19 protein-coding genes are annotated in these 20,392 nt (G+C 52.7%); 6 read left to right on the forward strand and 13 right to left on the reverse strand.

Translation table 11 applies throughout. The annotated features are described in order from the left end of the window. Nucleotides 1–54: 54 nt before the first annotated feature. The 3 genes from pyrF to FCL47_RS10635 all read right to left on the reverse strand — a co-directional run bounded on the left by pyrF (nt 55) and on the right by FCL47_RS10635 (nt 2,589). Entirely contained in the window at nt 55–768 is a 714-nt protein-coding gene (gene pyrF, locus FCL47_RS10625; protein WP_136813480.1) for an orotidine-5'-phosphate decarboxylase, read from the reverse strand. A gap of 57 nt (nt 769–825) precedes the next feature. Further along, nucleotides 826–1,680 carry a hypothetical protein gene (locus tag FCL47_RS10630; protein WP_136813481.1) on the reverse strand — a complete coding sequence of 285 codons (855 nt, stop codon included), beginning with the start codon at nt 1,678–1,680 and terminating at the stop codon, nt 826–828. A 99-nt stretch (nt 1,681–1,779) separates the two neighbouring features. Then, nucleotides 1,780–2,589, reverse strand: a complete 810-nt coding sequence (locus FCL47_RS10635) for a sigma-70 family RNA polymerase sigma factor (protein ID WP_136813482.1) — start codon at nt 2,587–2,589, stop codon at nt 1,780–1,782. Between the two features lie 188 nt (nt 2,590–2,777). Between FCL47_RS10635 and FCL47_RS10640 the strand changes: the two genes are divergently transcribed. From FCL47_RS10640 to FCL47_RS10660, 5 genes are all read left to right on the forward strand, one after another. Then, the gene (locus FCL47_RS10640; protein ID WP_240744206.1) at nt 2,778–4,520 is read left to right on the forward strand and encodes a VWA domain-containing protein; all 1,743 of its coding nucleotides are present in this window, start codon (nt 2,778–2,780) and stop codon (nt 4,518–4,520) included. A 130-nt stretch (nt 4,521–4,650) separates the two neighbouring features. Next, nucleotides 4,651–4,935: an antibiotic biosynthesis monooxygenase gene (locus FCL47_RS10645; RefSeq protein WP_136813483.1), complete on the forward strand. Its 285-nt coding sequence runs from the start codon at nt 4,651–4,653 to the stop codon at nt 4,933–4,935. Between the two features lie 263 nt (nt 4,936–5,198). Beyond that, on the forward strand, nt 5,199–5,468 hold the full coding sequence (locus tag FCL47_RS10650; RefSeq protein ID WP_167496460.1) for an OadG family protein: 270 nt from the start codon (nt 5,199–5,201) through the stop codon (nt 5,466–5,468). Nucleotides 5,469–5,592: 124 nt separating this feature from the next. Further along, complete coding sequence (locus FCL47_RS10655) at nt 5,593–7,365, forward strand: biotin/lipoyl-containing protein (protein WP_136813648.1); 1,773 nt, start codon at nt 5,593–5,595, stop codon at nt 7,363–7,365. Nucleotides 7,366–7,892: 527 nt separating this feature from the next. Continuing rightward, the gene (locus FCL47_RS10660) at nt 7,893–8,957 is read left to right on the forward strand and encodes a sodium ion-translocating decarboxylase subunit beta (RefSeq protein WP_370459548.1); all 1,065 of its coding nucleotides are present in this window, start codon (nt 7,893–7,895) and stop codon (nt 8,955–8,957) included. A 172-nt stretch (nt 8,958–9,129) separates the two neighbouring features. On the opposite strand, the gene pgl is transcribed toward FCL47_RS10660, so the two are convergent. Genes pgl through FCL47_RS10680 form a run of 4 tightly spaced genes read right to left on the reverse strand, consistent with a single transcriptional unit; the run spans nt 9,130 to nt 12,732 of the window. Further along, the gene (gene pgl / locus FCL47_RS10665; protein ID WP_136813486.1) at nt 9,130–9,885 is read right to left on the reverse strand and encodes a 6-phosphogluconolactonase; all 756 of its coding nucleotides are present in this window, start codon (nt 9,883–9,885) and stop codon (nt 9,130–9,132) included. 27 nt (nt 9,886–9,912) lie between these two features. Next, complete coding sequence (locus FCL47_RS10670; RefSeq protein ID WP_136813487.1) at nt 9,913–10,890, reverse strand: glucokinase; 978 nt, start codon at nt 10,888–10,890, stop codon at nt 9,913–9,915. A gap of 55 nt (nt 10,891–10,945) precedes the next feature. Next, nucleotides 10,946–12,418: a glucose-6-phosphate dehydrogenase gene (gene zwf, locus FCL47_RS10675; protein WP_205747280.1), complete on the reverse strand. Its 1,473-nt coding sequence runs from the start codon at nt 12,416–12,418 to the stop codon at nt 10,946–10,948. Beyond that, complete coding sequence (locus tag FCL47_RS10680) at nt 12,418–12,732, reverse strand: histidine phosphatase family protein (RefSeq protein WP_205747281.1); 315 nt, start codon at nt 12,730–12,732, stop codon at nt 12,418–12,420. The genes zwf and FCL47_RS10680 overlap by 1 nt, the downstream gene beginning before the upstream one ends. A 243-nt stretch (nt 12,733–12,975) precedes the next feature. Between FCL47_RS10680 and FCL47_RS10685 the strand changes: the two genes are divergently transcribed. Further along, the gene (locus FCL47_RS10685) at nt 12,976–13,920 is read left to right on the forward strand and encodes a class 1 fructose-bisphosphatase (RefSeq protein WP_136813488.1); all 945 of its coding nucleotides are present in this window, start codon (nt 12,976–12,978) and stop codon (nt 13,918–13,920) included. Nucleotides 13,921–13,936: 16 nt separating this feature from the next. Here FCL47_RS10685 and FCL47_RS10690 read toward each other — a convergent pair whose 3' ends face one another. From FCL47_RS10690 to FCL47_RS25315, 6 genes are all read right to left on the reverse strand, one after another. Next, a complete protein-coding gene (locus FCL47_RS10690) occupies nt 13,937–14,953 on the reverse strand; it encodes a class I fructose-bisphosphate aldolase (protein WP_136813489.1) in 1,017 nt (338 codons plus the stop codon). Nucleotides 14,954–15,092: 139 nt separating this feature from the next. After that, nucleotides 15,093–17,225, reverse strand: a complete 2,133-nt coding sequence (locus FCL47_RS10695; RefSeq protein WP_136813490.1) for a cation:proton antiporter — start codon at nt 17,223–17,225, stop codon at nt 15,093–15,095. A 149-nt stretch (nt 17,226–17,374) separates the two neighbouring features. Then, a complete protein-coding gene (locus FCL47_RS10700) occupies nt 17,375–18,640 on the reverse strand; it encodes an MFS transporter (RefSeq protein ID WP_240744207.1) in 1,266 nt (421 codons plus the stop codon). Between the two features lie 73 nt (nt 18,641–18,713). Continuing rightward, a complete protein-coding gene (locus tag FCL47_RS10705; protein WP_136813491.1) occupies nt 18,714–19,253 on the reverse strand; it encodes a cytochrome b in 540 nt (179 codons plus the stop codon). 176 nt (nt 19,254–19,429) lie between these two features. Continuing rightward, nucleotides 19,430–20,047 carry a glutathione S-transferase gene (locus FCL47_RS10710; RefSeq protein ID WP_136813492.1) on the reverse strand — a complete coding sequence of 206 codons (618 nt, stop codon included), beginning with the start codon at nt 20,045–20,047 and terminating at the stop codon, nt 19,430–19,432. Nucleotides 20,048–20,233: 186 nt separating this feature from the next. After that, nucleotides 20,234–20,365 (reverse strand): hypothetical protein, encoded by a 132-nt coding sequence (locus FCL47_RS25315; RefSeq protein WP_255580667.1) that lies wholly within the window; start codon nt 20,363–20,365, stop codon nt 20,234–20,236. Nucleotides 20,366–20,392: the final 27 nt, after the last annotated feature.

The raw sequence follows: 20,392 nt of genomic DNA on the forward strand, positions 1-20,392 counted from the left end.
TGCTGCCTTGGGGTACCACAAAGGATATTGGCCTTTGTATAACGCCATCAACGGTTACCGCGAGGACGCGATAATATCCTGCTGCATCTGCTCGATAACCTGCATCGGATCGACCGCCCTGGTAATCGGCCGGCCGACGACCACATGGCTGGCGCCACTTTTAATAGCCATACCGGCGGTCACTATCCGCTTCTGATCATCGCGGTCATCCTGCACGTTGGCGCCCGGACGAATACCCGGGGTAACGATGAGCAGTTTTTCGCCGAGTTCACGCCGCAGTTTCCCGGCTTCAAGTCCGGAAGAAACAACCCCGTCACAGCCAAGCTCCAAGGCTCTTTTCGCGCGGAAATAGACAAGATCGGCCACAGATTGGGTCATGCCCATCGCCCGCATATCCTCTTCGCCAAAACTGGTGAGAACCGTCACCGCCAGGAGTTGCATATCACCTCTGGCAGCAACTGCCGCCCGGATAATCGGATCGTTGCCATGAATGGTGGCAAAGCTTACACCGCGGCTGTTGACCTGTTCCACCGCCAGTTTGACGGTCTCAGGGATATCAAAAAATTTCAGGTCCAGCATCACCTTATGGCCTCGATCAACAAGCCAGTCGACGGTTTCAAACCAGCTGCCCATAAAGAGCTGGAGCCCTACTTTAAAAAACGAGATACGGGATTCACATTTCTTGACTATCTCTTTGGCCTGTTCCGGAGTCTCAACGTCCAATGCGACGATGATCCGCTCTTTGAGTGGTATTGCTGTATTGTTCATAAATCTCCCTGTAAAGTCATTCTGGTCCAACTGCAAGAGTGTTAGCGATAATTTCTTTTACCTGCTCTTTTTTTGTTCTGCAAGCAGAGCGAGGAGCTGGCGGCATTGCTCGGTTACCGTTTTGGTCCCCATTTCATCGAGCAGCACGAGCACAGCCGATACTTGTTGGGCTGTATCGTGCGGTAAGGAGCCAGCCTGATGTTCCAGGATCCTATGCCCCTGGCGGGACATGCCTGCCCAGAAATGGGCATCCTGACTGCCGGAAAGACAGTTTTTCTGTAGTTCTTCGAACCAGACGTCAACATCTCCGGGTGCCATGCCTGCATCGGAAAGACGTGCCTGCCCCATTTTTTGTGGCGTCAGGGCGGCTGATTGCGGTACCGGTGCAGACATTTTCTTACTTTTTTGCGGGGCTTCTTTCTCGACAGGCGCCATGGACTTCGGCTTGGCGGTCTTGCTCATCTCCTCCTGCCGGTTCAATTGCCCGACGACCACGCTATCCTGCGATTCCATCGGTACAACTTCCGGTGAAATTGTGTCTTTACCCACCGGCGGCAGATGGCTGAGATGTACAAAAATCGCCACACTGGCAGCGACAGCAAGGGCCGAACCGATAAAGCTGTATTTTTTTATGCGGCTCATCGACTGGCTGCGGTCCCTGGCCAAACTGGCAAAAGCCGCTTTATCCATGGTCTTTAACGCAAGCCATTCTCCATAACATTTCTCACAACCACTCAAATGCTGCATGTATCCTGCCAGCTGCTCTCTGGTACATTTACCGTCAACCAGGGCAGCCATCTCCCCGGAGTTGAGACAGTGGCCGTGCTGCTCCGCTTTAGCTGCACCCAACGCTAACAGAGCGGCCGCTTTTTCAGCCTTTCTGTCGTTTTTAAAGTTTGGCTTGATAATCATGTCCTGAGTATTGTGCCAGTGGTTCCGGTTTCACTTTTATATACCTATTCACTTTGACGGACTTCCACCAGGATTTTGTCATATATTCTCTGACAGCTGTCAGCCGATCAGCAAACGAAGCTCATCAGCCAGCCCGGTTCTTTCGAACTCCACTTTGAGCCGCGCCATAAGACGGCGCTTTTTTCCATGGGCCTGAAATCGTGTCAGTCCAAGCAACTCACCCGCCTGCGCCACCCCAAGTCCATCCTGGTAGCAGAGTTTTAACAGTAATTTTTCTTCCGGGGAAAGACGGATCTCCACCTGGTTGATTTTTTTTACCAGAGCGTCGGAAACCACACCGTCCTCAGCGCCAAGGACAAGCTCAAAAATGGCTTCAATCAACTCTTTTTTCTGCCGTTCTTCAGTTTTGCAATCCGTACCCGGGTTTTCGTAAAGCATATCGGAACCGTTTTCTTCTTCATAGGCAACCTCCAGCCCCCGGTGAATACCGCAATCGGGAATTCTTGCCAGCAACTGATATGCCGCACTCTCTATTTCGTTTTTCCCGGCACTTGCCTGACGCTGCAGGACAACTTCCACAGCTTCGGCCACAGACAGACGTTCGAGGCAAAGCGCGGTAAAGAGTTTTTCCCAAATCCCCCCGAAAGTTTTCACCCAGAGCGGCGGCCGCACCCGGCCAAACCGTTTCCTGGCAAAATCCTCCAGTAATCGTGCCGTGAGACTCCTGACAAATGTGGCAAACGCGGCTTTTCCATCATACCGCCGCAGTCTTTGCCAGTCATCGGCTCGCAAACCGTCAATTACGGCAAGAGCGGCCTCTTCGGCGAGGCTCCCCTCGCCAAACCGCCGCATGGCCATACGGTTGATTGTCTGCCAGGAGGCAAGGGCTTTTTTTTTCCAGTCGGTCAAGAATGATCTCGTAATTAGTCAAATTTAAGGAGAGCTGCATACTGCCTGCAACTTAGGATTATTTTTTCTCTTTCTCCATAAAAATTTCGATTATTACAGGGAAAGCCGACACATTTCTTTATCGTGTCCGTCATATCTCCTGCAGACGTACCTTGCCCCATCAAACAAAAAAGCAAACAGGAGAAATCATGAACATTGCAACCAGACGACACTACCCGGCGCTTTTCCTCAGTTCCCTCATCCTGCTGCATGGCTGTACCGGTTCACCGATAACCGATACCAAAGAGCACAACCAGGCTGCAGCCTCAAAAGTAATAGCCGAAGAAAGAACGCATCCTGAAGAAAGGGTGTTCTTACCGGCACCACTGACAGTATCTCAAGACGCAATTTTTTCCAGACAGGCCCAAGAAAGCGCTTTGGCCCCACAAAAGGCCAAAGCGTTACCGGGAACGCGTCCGACGGCAATGCCCGTCTATGGCAACACGATTGTTGCCGAATCGATAGCCCCGCACGCCTTGCAATTCCAGCGGGAATCGTACAATGCCGTCACCGAAAACTCGTTTATCGCCACCGCAAATGACCCGTTGTCCACATTTTCCATCGATGTGGATACGGCATCCTACGCCAATATCCGCCGGTGGCTGACCGGCGGTGCTCTTCCCCCGGTCGGGGCCGTGCGCATTGAAGAGATGATTAATTATTTTTCTTATGCGTACCCGCAACCGGAAACAGGTCCCATCGGCATTACCACAGAGCTTGGCCCCTGTCCATGGCAGCCGGCAAATAAGCTGGTCCGCATCGGCATCAAAGCCAAAGATCTTGATCCGGGCAATATCCCTGCTTCCAACCTGGTTTTTCTGATCGATGTGTCAGGGTCGATGAACCAGGCCAATAAATTACCGCTCCTGCAACAATCGATGCTGCTGCTGACGGGAGAACTCACCGGCCAGGACAGAGTCTCAATCGTCGTCTATGCAGGAACTGACCGGGTCATCCTGCCACCAACCGCAGGTGATCAGAAAGAAACGATCCGCAAGGCCATCACCTCGCTTTCCTCCGGAGGATCAACGCATGCCTCGAGCGGTATCCAGACCGCATACCGCCTCGCCCGGCAGTGCTTTATCAAAAATGGCAATAACCGGATAATTCTTGCCTCAGACGGCGATTTCAATGTTGGCGTAACCAGTCGCGACGAACTGGAACGTATCGTGAGCAAAGAACGGCAAGCAGGCGTTTTTCTGACCGTACTCGGCTTTGGCATGGGCAATTACCACGATGACACCATGGAAATCCTCGCCGACAGGGGCAACGGCAATTACAGCTATATCGACTCCCTGCTCGAGGCCAAAAAAGTACTCATCAAAGAGAGAACCGGCACTTTATTTACCCTTGCCCGTGACGTCAAACTGCAGATTGAGTTCAATCCGGCACGAGTCGCCGGCTATCGATTGATCGGCTACGAAAACAGGGCACTGGCCGACGAGGATTTTAATAATGATAACAAAGATGCCGGTGAAATCGGCGCAGGGCATACGGTGACCGCCCTCTACGAACTGCTGCCCATCGGATCACCCGGAGTCCCAGACGTTGATCCTCTGAAATACCAGCAGCTGTCACGGCCGGTCGATAATTCCAACGAAATACTCACCGTCAAAGTACGCTACAAGCCTGCACATTCCGACAAATCTCTCCTGCTTGCCACAGCTGTCAGCGACAACGACACCGCCTTTGGAGCGACAAGTGCTGATTTTCGCTTTGCAGCGACTGTCGCGGGTTTTGGCATGCTCCTGCGTCATTCCGACCAGATAAGCGGGCTGAACTACCCAAAATTACTGACAATGGCCCAAAACAGCCGGGGGACTGACGAACAGGGATATCGGGCCGAATTTATCCACCTTCTTGAGATGAGTGAACTTCTCCAGGATAAATAACGGAGCTCCTTTACAATTTTATTTATGCACATTATAATTATTATATGCATAACACAAAGAAGATGTATTTTCTTTGTGTTATGTTTCATGGCTGATGCTCCGGAGCAAATTGAACGAAAAGGAGATGCGTATGACAGTTAAAATTTTCATCAGACGAAAAGTTTCACCGGAAAATGTCCTTGCACTCACAGTTTTGCTGAAAAAGCTGCGCAGCTTAACCTTAAACCAGTCCGGATATATCTATGGAGAAACCTTAAAGCGGGTCGACAGCAAAGATGAATGTATGGTCATAAGCACGTGGAGATCGCTGGATGACTGGAATGCCTGGCTGAACAATGCGGAACGCAAGGCTATCCAGAGTGAGATTGATGTACTGCTTGGACAACAAACTGAGTATGCCGTTTACGAAGTATGATCCCTGCCTGAAATAATTGTACCGCACACGTTCTGTGTGGTACAATGTCGTATTATTCTCTCACTGTTCATATGCTTGTTTATTCTCCCGTATGCTCACCCGACTATAGACAATCACAAGCAAATAACGACGTTTAATCAGAAACATTTGCTTTTTCTATTTACGTTAGTGTTTTGATTCGATCCCTCTCATAGTGTAGTTTGGGATCCTTTATTTTTATGCTGCATAACTTAATCATTCCACAATACAGAGGCACGAACGCAATGTTATTTGAAGGTGTTAAGCTTATGGTCGTTGGCATGACCACCGTCATGCTCTTTCTCTGCCTGATGATTCTCTTCATCACCCTCGTATCCTATTTGACCAGAGGTTCTGCGGCACGCGAAGTTGAAGCAATTGCGGCGGAGAGAGCCCTGCAGCTTCTCAAGAGAAAGAAAACAAAAGAAGACAGCTCCCAGAGTGCTGACGAAGATATAGCGGTTATTACCGCCGCGGTTGCCGCATACGAGAGTGAACGGTTCGCCAAGGCATAGCGGGTTGAGCCTGCAGGGCTTATTTTGCGGTTCCAGGGCATATTCAGCAATCCAACGTATTCGTATTCACACTTAAAAATCCTAAGCGAGGAGAAGAACGGTGAGTAAAAAGGTTATTCAATTCATGGACACGTCTTTTAGAGACGGTTTCCAGTCTGTCTTTGGTGCGAGGGTATTTACTGATGATTTTATGCCCGCGGTCAAGGCTTCGGTCGATGCGGGTATCACTAATATAGAAGCTGGCGGTGGCGCCCGTTTTCAGAGCCTGTTCTTCTACTGCGGCGAATCTGCCTTCGACATGATGGACCGCTTCAGAACGGAAGTTGGCCCAAATGTGGCTTTGCAGACCCTGGCACGTGGTATCAATGTAGTGGCGCTAAGTCAATGTCCGCGTGATATCATTGACCTGCATGCCAAAATGTTCAAAAAACACGGCATGACTACTATTCGAAACTTCGACGCGCTCAACGATGTCCGCAACCTCGAATATTCCGGGGAGCGTATCGCCCACCATGGCCTGAATCACCAGATCGTGGTCTCCATGATGGAGCTGCCCCCCGGCTGTACCGGTGCACACACCCCCGAGTTCTACATGGACCGGCTCAAGCAGATCCTCGATGCGAACATTCCTTTCCATTCCATCTGTTTCAAAGATGCCTCGGGAACGTCCAATCCCAGAAAGGTTTATGAAACCCTGAAAGCAGCGCGTAAAATTGTCTCCGAAGACACCATTCTCTGGTTCCATACCCACGATACCGCGGGCCTTGGCATCTCCCAGAACATGGCGGCCGTCGAAGGCGGCGCCACCGGCATCGACCTGGCAAAATCTCCGGTCAGCGGCGGTACCTGCCAGCCGGATATTCTGTCCATGATGCATGCGATGAAGGGAACGGATTATACCCTTGATCTCGATTACGAAAAAATTATCACCGCCTCCGATGCCTTTGAAGAAGCCATGAAAGACTACTTCTTCCCGCCGGAAGCTAAAATGGTTTCACCCAAAGTGACCCTGTCGCCAATGCCGGGAGGAGCGCTCACCGCCAACACTATGATGATGCGCGATACCGGCACTCTGCATCTCTATCCCGCCGTTATCAAAGAGATGTCTGAGGTGGTTGCCCGCGGTGGTTTCGGTACCTCCGTTACCCCCGTCTCCCAGTTCTATTTCCAGCAGGCCTATCTCAACGTGACCCAGGGGAAATGGAAAAAGATCAACCCAAGCTACGGCAATATGGTCCTTGGGTATTTCGGTCGTACGCCGGTGCCGGCCGATCCGGAAATTATCAAGATCGCCTCCGAGCAACTGGGCAAACCGGTCTTCACCGCCGACCCTCTCGACATTCTTGAGCCGGGTATTCCCAAGGCCACAAAAATACTCGAAGAAAACAACCTGCCGGTAAACGATGAAAACATCTTCATCATCGCCAGCTGTGAACAGAAAGGGCTTGATTTCCTTCTCGGCAAGGCAGTCACCAATGTACGAAAAATCACCGATGCGCCGCCGGTCGATAAAAAAGCTGCCGCCAAGAAAGCTGCTGTTCCAGCTGCTGCCGCCTCGATCGGACCACGCAACTATACCATCACCGTCAATAACCGCCCCTACGAGGTAACCGTTTCCGATGCGGGCGGCATTAAAGCTGCACCTGCTGCTCCGGCCAACGCCCCGGCAGCTCCCGTCGTTGAAGGGACGGAAGTGGACGCCCCGACCCCAGGAAATATCGTCAAGATCCTGGTTGATGTCGGCAGCGTCGTCACCGTGGATCAGCCTCTTGTCGTCATGGAAGCGATGAAAATGGAATCCGAGGTGAAATCTCCGTGCGCCGGCAAGATCCTGGCTATTCATATCTCAGCCGGCGATACTGTTCAGGCCTCTGATCAGCTCTTCACCATTGGCTGACAGCGTGTAGGTTTTCCGGTTCCCGGTTTGTGCAGATCGGGAACCTCATCTTCTTTGCTCTTACCGGGTAAGTATTTATGAAAATCAGAATTTTCATGCTTCTTTTATCGGCATGGCTATGCACCTGGGCCTTCTCAGCACGCGCTGCAGACGGTACGGTCGACATAGTCTCGCCCACAGATGCAAAAATCGTACGGGTTCTCGCGCAGCAGGACGGTTTTGTCTATAGCGGCGATGAGATAGCCACCCTGAAAAAGGAGGACGGTACGATAATAGTCCTCAAGGCGGGTGCAGCCGGAAAAATCACCAGTATGAAAGCCGTAGCCTATCAAAAAGTCCACAAGGACGACCTGCTCGGGACGATAGCCGTCACACAGGTGGTTGCCGACCAGCCAACGGTCGTTTCCGGCAAGAAACTGCCGCCCATCTCCGAGCTACTTGTCGATCTTGCCAAAACCACGGGTGCGTACGGCATATATGAAGGCCAGACGACCCAGGATTGGACGGTGGGTATAGGCCGACTGCTGATGATCTCAGTCGGGTTAATTCTCCTTTATCTTGGCATCTTTAAGGGGTTCGAGCCGCTTCTTCTGGTTCCTATCGGGTTTGGTGCGATTCTCTCCAACATCCCGCTGGCTGGCATTGCCGAACCGGGGGGAATATTGTATTACATTTATGAGGTAGGCATCCAGACCGGGGTCTTCCCGCTGCTTATCTTCATGGGCGTTGGGGCCTTGACCGACTTCGGTCCGATGCTTGCCAATCCGATTACCATTCTGCTTGGCGGTGCCGCTCAGCTGGGAATTTTTGCCACTCTGCTCGGCGCCCTGTGGCTGTCCGACCTCGTTCCCGGCATCAATTTTTCGTTGCGCGATGCCGCATCAATCGGGATTATCGGCGGAGCCGACGGTCCGACGGCGATCTTTCTCGCCAGCAAACTCTCGCCCAGGCTGCTTGGTTCCATTGCCATCGCTGCATATTCGTATATGGCTTTGGTCCCGCTGATCCAGCCACCGATTATGAAATGGCTGACAACTGAAGAAGAAAGAAAGATCAGGATGGTGCAGCTGCGGCACGTCTCCAAACTGGAGAAAATCATTCTTCCCCTGCTCGTCCTCGGCATCTGTGCGACATTGCTGCCGTCGGCCGCACCGCTGATCGGGATGTTCATGCTCGGCAATCTGGCCAAGGAATGTGGCGTGGTCGACAGACTCTCCGATACCATTAAGAATTCTTTGATGTACACGGTCATTATCTTTCTTGGCCTTGCCGTCGGCAGCAAGTTGTCCGCCGATAAGTTCCTCAATCTCGAAACCCTGGGTATCCTCGGTCTCGGCATGATTGCCTTCAGTATCGGTACCGCCGGAGGGGTCTTGATGGCCAAACTGATGAACAGACTGACGAAAACCCCGATCAATCCACTGATCGGAGCAGCTGGGGTTTCGGCTGTTCCAATGGCCGCCAGGGTGGTCAACAAGGTTGGCCTCGAAGCCAATCCGCAAAACCACCTGATCATGCATGCCATGGGGCCAAACGTTGCCGGAGTCATCGGCTCTGCCGTCGCAGCGGGTGTCCTTCTGGCGCTGCTTTAACCGGCACCAGAACTTTTCATCCGAGAGGGGATGAGGCGGGAATTTTCTTCCCGCCTCATCCTTTTTTTTGGCATAGAGCATCAACAAAGCGCGGCCAAAATTTGATCTGCCACCAAGGCAGTTCCGTTGGACCTCACCGAGAAACTTCGGAATGATTTTTTATTTTTCCATCTCAGCCGGAGGCGCCCCGGTCGCCTGAACATCCCGCCGCCTGGTCGAGAAACCACCACAGCGTCCCGTCCGTTGGCCTCACCAGCTCAGCCGGCAGTTTCTGTCTCTGATTGTGCGGGGTAAGCACTTTCGCCACGATATCCGCCTTACCTGCTCCGGCTGCCACGAAGACGACATTGCGACCATTGTTGATCAAAGGCAAGGTCATTGTTATACGAATCGCCGGTGGCTTGGGGGCGTTCAAGACGGGCGCGACCCAGGCCCTGGTCTCAGCCAACAGCGGGTGGCCCGGAAACAGGGAAGCGGTGTGGCCATCTTCCCCGATCCCGAGCAGGATCAGGTCAAAACGCGGCATCTGGTTCTCCCGGGGCTGAAAGAGTGTTTGCATGACGGACTCATAGTTTCGCGCTGTTGCCGATGGATTGATCGAATTGTCTATGGCGTGTATCTGTTCGCGGGGGATGCTGACGCGGCTGAACCAAAGATCTTCGGCAAGCCCGTAATTGGACGCAGGACTGCTCCGCGGTACCCATCGCTCATCTACCCAGAAAACATGCCAGCATGACCAGTTGATGTTGTCATGCAATTGCTCTGAACAGAGAGCCGGAGCGAGTATCTCCAAGAGCGATCCACCCGAAAGAGCGATACTGAATCGTCCCTGTTTCGCACCGGCCAGCGCCGCCAGATTGGCCACATGAGCCGCAAGAGCGACGGACAATTCATCGCGGCTGGGGTAAATATTTACATTCGCTCGCATAGCCGTTTTCTTACCATGGTGATCTCTTTAGCTTTTCTGGAGGATTTGCCGGCCATAAAAAGCGGCACCCCAAAGGCCGCTGTCCTGATTATCAATTAAAAAGACCGGTATTTCCGCCAAGAGATGCCCCATGGTCGGGGAATCGAGAAATTCGTCACGGAAATTTGCATGGGTGAGGATATCCGGGTTTCTGGCGGCGACTCCGCCGGCAATGTACAGCCCGCCAAGAGCCAGGGCCTCAAGGGCAAAATCCCGGCATACCCGGCCATAGAATTTTGCGGCCCATGCCAGGGTCTCTGATTCCGGGGTGAAGCGGGCGGCAACCTGCTGCGGCTCGAGCTCCTCGCCGGTGAGAAACCAGTGAATATACTTCAGGCCGCGACCGGAGACCACCAGATTGCCGGTGATGTGCTTCTGGCCGCTCTTTTCCTGATAAAACTCCTGAAAAGCTATTTCCCGTTGAGAAATAAAAGGGAAATAGGTATGTCCTCCCTCAGAGGGCAGGGCCAGAAACCCATACCCGGGAATCGATACAAGGACCGACATGCCAAGCGCGGTTCCGGCACCGATCACGCCGATCGTCCCGTCTGCCACTTTTTTCCCAGCAAGGATCACACGGGCTGACTTGCCAACATCAGATGCGCTGGCATAGGCCTGGGCAACAAAATCATTGACCAGATACGCCTGCCGAAAGACTTTTTTGCTTTCCGCGCGGGTGAGGTCAATATCCCAGGAGATATAAGGCGGGGCCGAGTATGCTCCGTGTTCCACCGGTCCGGCCACTGCGATGACCGCAATGTCAGCCTCTTCAACGAGAAAGGGGGCATCACTGAGCCGCAATTGTTCAAGAAGCTGGCCAAAAGAGTCCGCCTTGTTGGTTGCCAGCCATTTCACGTCCATCAATTCCAGCGAACCGTTTTGATCAATTTGAAAATGGGCAAAACGACTATTGGTGCCACCAATGTCTGCGGCGAGGATATTTTGTTTGATAATTGCATCGTTCATGGCGGGGTCCCTATTCGTACTGTCGTCTCGTGGAGCTCATTCCAGGTTGCCGAGTTTAATCGCATGGCAAGCCGCAGCAGCCAATTCGCCACGCATGGCCATTTCTGGCAAGCAATTTATCCGCGGCAGCCGGTCCCCAGCTGTTTCTTGGATAAGCATGCAGGGGGGGCGCCTGTGGCGAGGATTCCCAGCCGGAAAGAATGGGATCAATCAATCGCCAGGCAGCCTCGATACCGTCATTTCGGGTGAAAAGAGAAGCATCGCCTTTCAGCGCGTCCAGCAGGAGCCGCTCATAGGCATCCGGCAAAACGATGTCGGGAAAGGCTTCCAGATACGAGTAACTCATGTTGACCGAACGGGAATCAGCTACCGTATCCGGCACCTTTGTCTCGAACCGCAGGTGGATGCCTTCATCAGGCTGAATGCAGATAGACAGAAAATTCGGCGTAAATTTCTGACTGCCCCCGAGGTTGAATATAACATCCGGCGGCGGCTGAAATTCAACGATGATGGCACTGCTTTTCGCCGGCATCGCCTTGCCGGATCGCAGATAGAACGGAACCCCTTTCCAGCGCCAGTTGTCGATAAAGAGCTTTATGGCGGCAAAAGTCGGCGTTTTTGAGTTCGGGACAACGCCTTCGCTTGCCCGATATCCCTGGTACTGGCCGCGCACGGTATCATCCAGGGCAATGGGGCGGATCGTAGCAAGAACTTTCGCTTTTTCGTTGCGGATCGCATCGGCATCAAGAGACGCCGGAGGCTCCATCGCCACCAGCGCCAGCAATTGCATCAGGTGGTTCTGAAACATATCCCGCAGAACCCCCGCTTTGTCATAATACCCGCCCCGCTTTTCCACATCGACGCTTTCCGCCACCGTGATCTGGACGTTGGCCACATAACGACGATTCCAGACCGGTTCAAAAAAAGTGTTGGCAAAACGAAGAAACAGGATGTTTTGCGCGGTTTCCTTGCCCAGATAATGATCGATGCGATACACCTGATGCTCGGCAAAGACGGCATGAACCTGGCGATTTAACTCTCTTGCCGAGTCAAGATCCCGGCCAAAAGGCTTTTCAATGATGATGCGTCGCCTCGCCCTGGTTTCAGCGGTCATGCCGGCTGCAGACAGATGTTCGCAGGCCGGACCGTAAAACTCAGGAGCCGTGGCCAGATAATACAGTCGATCAGTCGGTTCCTGCTCCATATCGGCCAGGGCTGCATCAAGTTTCCGGTAATCTCCCGGATTCGTCATGTCACCTTGAACATATCGAATATTCTGGATAAAATCGTTCCAGACGGGTACTTCAAAAGCGGGATCAGCGTCTTTTACGCCGCTGCGCAATTGCTCTCTGAATTGGTCGTCGCTCCAGTCGCGGCGGGCGAACCCCACGATCCGGAGTCCGATCGGAAGACGTTTTTTCTTGAAGTTGTTGTAAAGGGCAGGAATCAGCTTGCGCCGTGTCAAATCTCCCGAGGCGCCGAAGATAACTACGGTCATGACACAGGCGTCGCAATTAATCGCCTTCATTAGAGGGCTCCTTTTTGAGATTGGTTTCCTGAGCGATGGTTTCTCCGCCTGGCAAAAGATGGGTGAAAACCGACCAAACCGGCAATCCGGCAGGTTTCCCAGGCGCGCTGCAAGGGACTGCTCAACACCAGGTCAAATTCAATATCCAGAAACACCGGCCGCAATACCATCGCCTCCGCTCTTCCAGCTTCGGTGAGCGGTATATCCGTTTGGCCGGTGTGCCGCATTTGCACTGCCCATGCGGTCTGTCCGTGTCGCACGAGGTATACGAGCTGTCTTTCCTCCATCTTGTTCATTCCTGGTATAATATTCATCTATAGCTCTCTCTACCACTGTCAAAAAGAAATGATTTCTCCTCCGGACCGGAACACCCTGTTTGACACTAGAGAATATGAGCTATTGTGTTTAAATTTCCCCTATTGCAGGTCCGGTGCTACATTTTCCCCGCGCACAAACTGATTGATGATTAGTTTTGTATCTGTTTCTTTTCGAGTATCACCGCAGACAGTCTTTGAAGCACAGGAAAAATATAAAATTCTATTCAGTTAAGGAAGATTATGAGCACTCGCGGCAAAACCAAGTTTCAGATCAATCTTCGCAGACATCTACGGGAGCGGGGTGTCAAAGATGATCTGGTGCATCTTATTTGTGAGATAGCCGAAGCATCCAATTATATTATCAATTCCATTCGAACGGGTGATCTGGGAGTTGCCGGGACATCCAATCTGTATGGGGAAGAACAGCTGGCGCTGGACGTCCTTGCCGATCGAATCATGACCAAGCGTCTGCTGCATTCCGGGGTGGTGGGCAACGTTTTATCCGAGGAGGCCGACGATATCATCTGTCTGTCGACGGAATGCGGCGGCCGATATTCCGTCGCCTTTGATCCGCTGGACGGGTCTTCACTCGTGGACGTAAACCTGGCGGTCGGCACCATCATTTCCATCTTTGAGGGCTGTAATATTCTGCTGCCGGGACGGCAACAGGTGGCCGCCATGTATATCCTTTACGGCCCACGTACTACCCTGGTGTACAGTACCGGGGATGGGGTGCATGAGTTCGGTATGAACCAGTTGATGGAATACACCCTTATCAAGGAAAATCTGCAGATCAAGCCCCAGGCAAATATTTACTCCCCCGGTGGATTACGCAATCTCTTTACGACCGAGATTGAAAGGTATGTCCGGGACCTGGAAAAACGTGGCTGCAAGCTTCGCTACAGCGGAGGATTTGTTCCCGACATTAACCAGGTGATCGTCAAGGGTTCCGGGGTGTTTATGTACCCGCACCTGCAAGGGCACCCCAACGGCAAACTTCGCCTCTCTTTTGAATTAAATCCGATGGCCTTCCTGGTCGAACAGGCAGGTGGCGCCGCCTCCGACGGGCATGGCCCGATTCTCGACCGGATACCGCAGGGCAAAGATGACCGGTCACCCATTTTTATTGGCAGCAAAGAAGAGGTCGCACTTGCAGAAGCATATATCGCCGGCCTGGACCAATAACAAAAAATTGTATCTTCTAGGAGCGCTCCATCTCCTCTGAATAGGTGCCAGAACGGGCTGCTCCATTGCATTTGGCTCTATGCAGCAGCGTTTTCTGGGCAAGCTCCCGATTTGCATCTTTGCCCTGCCAGGTCACGAGTGTTTTTTCCTGGAGTGCCCTGCCATAAGAAAAACTCAGTTCCCAGGGCACGCCGCCAAGACGATTCATGGCGTTCAGGTGGGCAGTGGCCAATTCTGAACTCTGCCCACCGGAAAGAAACGCAATCCCTGGCACCGCGGCTGGAACAGTGCGCTTAAAGCAGCGGATTGTTACCCTGGCGACGGTGTCGATATCCGCCTGATCCGGACTGTCAATTCCTGAGGTAACCATGCTCGGTTTCAAAATCATCCCTTCAAGCAACACCCCGTGACGCACCAGCTCGGCAAACACCGCATGCAGCGTCTTCTCCATCGCTCTTTCACAGCGGCCAATGTCATGACCACCGTTTATCAATACTTCCGGCTCAACAATAGGGACCAGGTCGTGGTCCTGACAGATGGCCGCATACCGTGCGAGAGCATGGGCGTTGATTCTCAAACAGAGTGGAGTCGGCTTATGGCTTGCGATGCTGATGACCGCACGCCACTTCGCAAAGCGAGCGCCCAGCCGTCGATAATCCTCAAGCCGTGTTTCAAGTCCGTCCAGTCCTCTGGTAACTTTTTCGTCCTGTGTCCCCGGAATAGTTGTCAGTCCCAGATCAACTTTGATTCCCGGGAGAATACCTCGATCGGCCAGAAGCGCGGGGAAGGACTTTCCCGTAAGGCTCTGCTGGCGCATGGTTTCATCAAAGAGAATAACCCCGCTGATATGCTCCTCAATCCCGGGGGCGGTAAAAAGAAGGTCACGATAACTCCTTCGCATCTCTTCCGTTGACTCGACATTAATGGAACTCAATCGTTTCGCAATGGTTGGCAAGCTTTCATCTGCTGCTAAAATCCCCTTGCCCTCAGCTACCATCGCTCGTGCTGTTGATTCAAGTGTTTGCATATTCATATCTGTCAAAGCTCCTGTTTGATTGGAGTATAGTGCATCGGGAGGCTGCGGCAGGAATCCCGTTACTCCCATGTAGATTAAGCATAGGATTTTGGTGAGGCAAGGCAGATCGACACATTCCCCATATCAGGAATATATTTCAGCTTTTCCCCCTGGCCCTATCTGCAGACGGAATATAAACGGAGAAAACCGAACAACGGCAGTTCTGAACCACCGAATTGGCGAGAGAGCCGGCAAAAAAGCGCCGGATACCGACCTTCCTCGCCGCCTTGATTATGATCAGGTCAAAATTGCCGGACTCCCGCAGGATCTGCTCCAACCGTGACTCGCTGGCAACCACCATCTGCGCCGTATCAAGATCGGGCAGGTTGCTCTGCCGCCACTGCTGCAACAGCCCGTCGGCTTCCGACAATTCCTGGCGGCTATTCTCCATGTCCATCAGATACATAAAAGTCAAGCGCGGCTTGCCGGTCGTTGCCATGGCCTGCAGTACCGGCAGCATCTCATCCAGATCTTGCAGATAAAGAAAAGGTACCAGGATACGATCGAAAGAAAATGTGCCGGCGAAGCGAATCGCCACCACCGGGCAGGACACGCTATCGGTAAGCGTTGTGAAAATCTTCTTCATGGCCAGCGGCTTGGGGCCAACCGGGTAACCGAGCACCAGAAGCTCGGGTCGATTCGTCTGCACCGCTTCAAGAAGGCCCTGTTCCGGGCGTCCGTATCTGAGCTCCTGCTGCAAGGGGTATCCCAGACTTTCAGCCTCATTTTTCTCGGCATGGAACAGCTCTTCAATTTCCCGCTCACCGAGGCTATCCTGCTGCTCCGGCGCCAGGACCCGAACGGATTTGGGCTGGGCGTGGAAATGGTGAGCAAACATGGTCGATATCCGGGCCAGACCTCGTACGTTGGCAAAATTCGCTGCACCAAAAAGTACCACCCCGCGATAATTTTCCGCCGGTTGCAAAGGCATACCCCTCCAAGGCGCAAGGACAAAACCTCTTTGCGAACGTACCAGGAAATTTCTTAACAACGATTGTCCGGATAACCGTGATTTTTTTTGGGCAAGTTTGATTTCCCCTGCCTGCTGGAGAGAGAAGCGCACCAGGGACGGCCCGAGAAGCTCGGAAACCATCACCCCGGCAAACACCACCGGGGTAACGATCCCGGTCCAGCCACTGAGCTGGGGATCTGCGGCAATGATGAATACCAGGCCGATGGCAACCCCGGCCTGGGGAAGAAGGGCAAGTCCCATATAGTTTCGCACCGCGGCCGTTGATCCGGACAACGCCCCACCCAGCAGGGAGCCAGAATATTTTCCAGCACAACGGGCAACAAAATAGGCGACGCCAACCCATTCGGCCAGCCAGAGGGCCCCGAGGTCAAGATGGACACCGGCCAGGGTAAAGAACAGAACATAGATAGGCGGTTCAAAGTTATTCAGGGCCCGGAACAGGCGGACATCCCTTTTCGCCCGATTGATAATGACAAAACCGGCCATCATCCCGGCAAGAAGCGGTGAAAGATGCAGTTCTCTGGTTATTTCCCCGCAGAGCAGCAGCAGGGCAAGGCCGGCGGTCAACATTTCTGCCCGCCGCTGGAGCTTATCCAGCACCAGATCGAGCAGAAAGCCGGTAGCCACACCGATTACAACCGAAAAAAAGATCTCCGAAACTGCTCCCAGAATTCCCATCAGAGGGGTCGTAGCACTGTTGCCGAGCAGTTGATGACCAATGGAAACGGTAATGCCGAAAACCATGATACAGATACCGTCATCAATGGCGATTACTGCCATCAACGTCGAGGTAAACGGTCCCCTGGCCTTCAATTCACGGACCACAAGCAGCAGGGCAGCCGGCGCAGTTGCCACAGCTATCGCACCGAGCAGCATTGCCAGGATCAGATTCTCACGCGGACTGGACATTGAAGCTACCAGTTCGGCAACAACATAGGTTGCAACCAGGACGAAAACATAGGTGACAATTGCCTGGAAAAAACTTATGTACGTGACATCTTTGGCGATAGTCTGCAGTCGCCGTAATTCTATGTGCTCCCCGATGCCGAATGCAAGCATCATAAGGGCAATCTGGGTGAAATGATCCAGCTGGTGCCCCACACTTTCAGTAGTGAGGAGCCCCAGGCCGGAGGGCCCGAGCACGAGACCGGCGAGAATATACCCGGTCACGGAAGGAAGGTGAAAGAGCTGCACGGTCTTCGCGAAAAGCAGCCCGGTGGCAAGCAGGATAGCTATGCCAAAGGTTATATTAAGCATTGGTCATCTTGTATAAAGGTACAAAATCCGCCGTAGGATTCGAAATATTGTTTGCGCTGCTCTAAGCGACATATCGGTGACAAGAGTACATTGCATATCTTACATGGCGAGACGATTTCATCAACACCTTCCATCAAACAACGAAGGTCTCAGGGCTGCCGACCTGCCAATACAGCCTGTCCCTTACCAGGCAACAGCAGGCTGAGCACCACGGCGATTCCTGCCAAAACCGCCGCGAGCAAAAAGCTGAGAGCAAACGTGCCGCTCTGTTCGGCCAGGAATCCGGCGCAGGCTGGACCAATGATCTGACCGGTGCCAAAGAGAAAGGTGACGAAACCAAAAAGCGCCGCTGTTTTTTCGGGACCGGCATGGTCTCCCACCAGTGCCGCCATAATAGGCGGTATGCTCCAGACAACGAGACCAAAACAGGCTAAAGAGATATAGACCGAGAACATCGGCAACCGCGCCGCAGCAAGCAGGTAGGCGGTTGTCTGGAGGGAAAAGACAGCCGCCAGGGTCGCCTTACGTCCGTAAAGATCCGACAGGTGACCAAAAAGTGGTCCTGAAGCAAGACTGAGGACGCCGACCCAGGACCAGAGATTACCGGCAACCTGTTCACTGAGCCCACGTTCCTGCACCAGGGCAGTTACAAAAAACGTCACATAAATAACATAGGTACAGCCAAAGAGAAAATATATGGCTCCGCAGTGGTAAAAGATGTTTTTCCCGGCAAGCGGCTGCCCCGGGGTATTTTTCTTACCCGGCACGACCATCTTCGCTGCAATCCCGGATGCAGTGTTTGTTGCACTTCCCGATTTCTCGACTTCGGTTGGGTCGGGCCGATTGCGAATAATACCATAACACAGGATCGCGATACATCCGGCAAGACAACCAAGAACAATCCAGCTCACCCGCCAGCCATCCGCCATCTTGTTCAGCACCGGAACCCCAGTTCCGGTGACCAATATGCCCAAGCCGTTGCCCATAACACATAAACCTGCGGCCCTGCCCCGGCTCCGGCCATCGAACCACGCAGCAATAAGCGCCATAATCGGCACATTGGAAAGAGCGCTGCCGATTCCTGTTAAAAAATAGAGCAGAAGGATCAACCAGTAGCTGCTGGAAAATCCAACGAGAACCATGGAGAGAGCAACCAGAGCCAAAGCAACGGAAATGATGTTCCGTGCACCAAAGCGTGTCGTCAAGAGGCCACAGAACAGAACCGCCAGCAGATAACCACAAAAATTCACCGTACCGATCAATCCCATCTGGCTGTAGGAAAGGTTCAGTGCCTCGCCCATTGACGGCAGCATCATGCCGAGGGAAAAACGCCCGAGACCAAGGCTGGCAAACAGACCGGCAATGCCCGCCAGAACAATAACCCAACGATAGGATGATGTCTGTTGCCGTATCACTGCTCGTTCCCCACCAATTAAGGCCAGCCTTGTTTCACAACCTGTTCTGAAGAAAGTGTTCTGGGCCGGCGGATCATTTGCCGACAATCATCCGCATCAAGGTCCGGTCCCGGTCGAGATAATGATGCTTCAGGGCCGCAGCCGCGTGAATAACGATACTTATGGCCAGCACCGTTGCAACAACACTGTGCGTCTCGCTAAAAACCTTGCTTAACTGAGGATTGGGGCCGAAAAAAGCCGGCACTGTGAACATACCGTAAACTTTTACCGGATACCCTGCAAGCTGGGACATGATGATCCCGGTAATCGGCTGCACTATCAGTAAGAGGTAAAGAAAGATGTGCATAAGGTGGCCCAGTTTATTTTCAAATGGACTGGCTCCGAGATCACGCGGTTTCGGATTGATGAGCCGCCAGCAGAGGCGCAGCAACACCAGCAGGAGCAGCACCACCCCGGTCGATTTGTGCAGTCCAATAAACAGCGACTTAACCGCTCCGTCGGGCAGGCTGTCCAGAAGAGATCCGACAATAAGCATGCCGACAACCATCAGGAAGACGAGCCAATGGAACAGCCGTGCAATTATGCCAAAACTCTCCTCCGTATTTGTAAACATATTCTTCTCCTTCAACGTTGTGAGAAATGAGCTGGCCGGTGTCCCCGGTCAGGAAAACGGTACTCTGCCTGTTGAGGCTACGCGTGTATGTGCGTCGTTATAATTTTTCATGACAGAGGCTGCCTGAAGGCGATCTGCCACTTCTTTGCAAGCCCTCCTTGCCTGGAAGGCATTGCTTATGGGCGAGTTGCATAGTATGCCTTCACGCGTGGATCAGCATTGATGCGTTCCTTGTGTTCGAAAAGGCCAGGAGCCAATCGCTGAACTATATCTGTTGGCACATAATCAAGGATACCAGAACACAGCGAGCGCGTTTGGACAAAAGCCCTGAGATCCGCGACCGTCAACCTATTGTCGGCGAAATACTCTCCGCCGCCGCGGATCAGGAGCTGGTCAAGACCACGCAGAAAGACAGACAACCAACCGTCGACCAGCTTTTCACGCGCCAGCCGAAGTTCCTCTCCCTCCAGCCCAAACGTTCGAACGATGTAATGGGTGAGATCCTCGAGGGCACCCATTACTTCATCACAGTAAAGGGCCTGCAGATCGTCGGCTGGATACAGACCCGCCATCTTTCCTATATAGCGGCTGAGGGCGTTGGATTGCGTTATCTGAGCACCATCGATTTCAAGCACAGGTACAGAGTTGAAGCGCAAACCCGACCGCATCTCGCTAAATTCGGCAAAAGATATCCGGTTATCCTCAAAATCGATTCCTGCAGCGTGAAAAACAATGCGGATCGGCTCAGCTCGCCCGCCGTCAATATCGAAATAACTAAGTTTGTACCTAGGCATGGGGTAATCTCCCTATATTCCCGAGATTGGTTACTATGGACAGGTAACGAGCATCCGTTACCTGTCCTGCACTTGCCTCACAAAATCCACACTGGGCAAAGACAATAAAGTGAGCTTTAATAACAGGAAACCCGATATCGTCTTCGTCAAGTCTTTTAAAGGCTACTGGCTATGGTAAGCATTTTCTCAGGTGTGAACCATAAGGTTCTTTTTGACTTCTTCGTTCTGCGGCAATTCCTCTCGCGCCCCGTAAAAACGAATCAATCCGTTGTCGATGACATGGCCGTGATCGGCAATTTCCAGGGGCGAAATGGACATTTTGCTCAACCAGCGTGATTTGATTCG

The organism is Desulfopila sp. IMCC35006 (assembly GCF_005116645.1).
GTDB lineage: Bacteria > Desulfobacterota > Desulfobulbia > Desulfobulbales > Desulfocapsaceae > Desulforhopalus_A.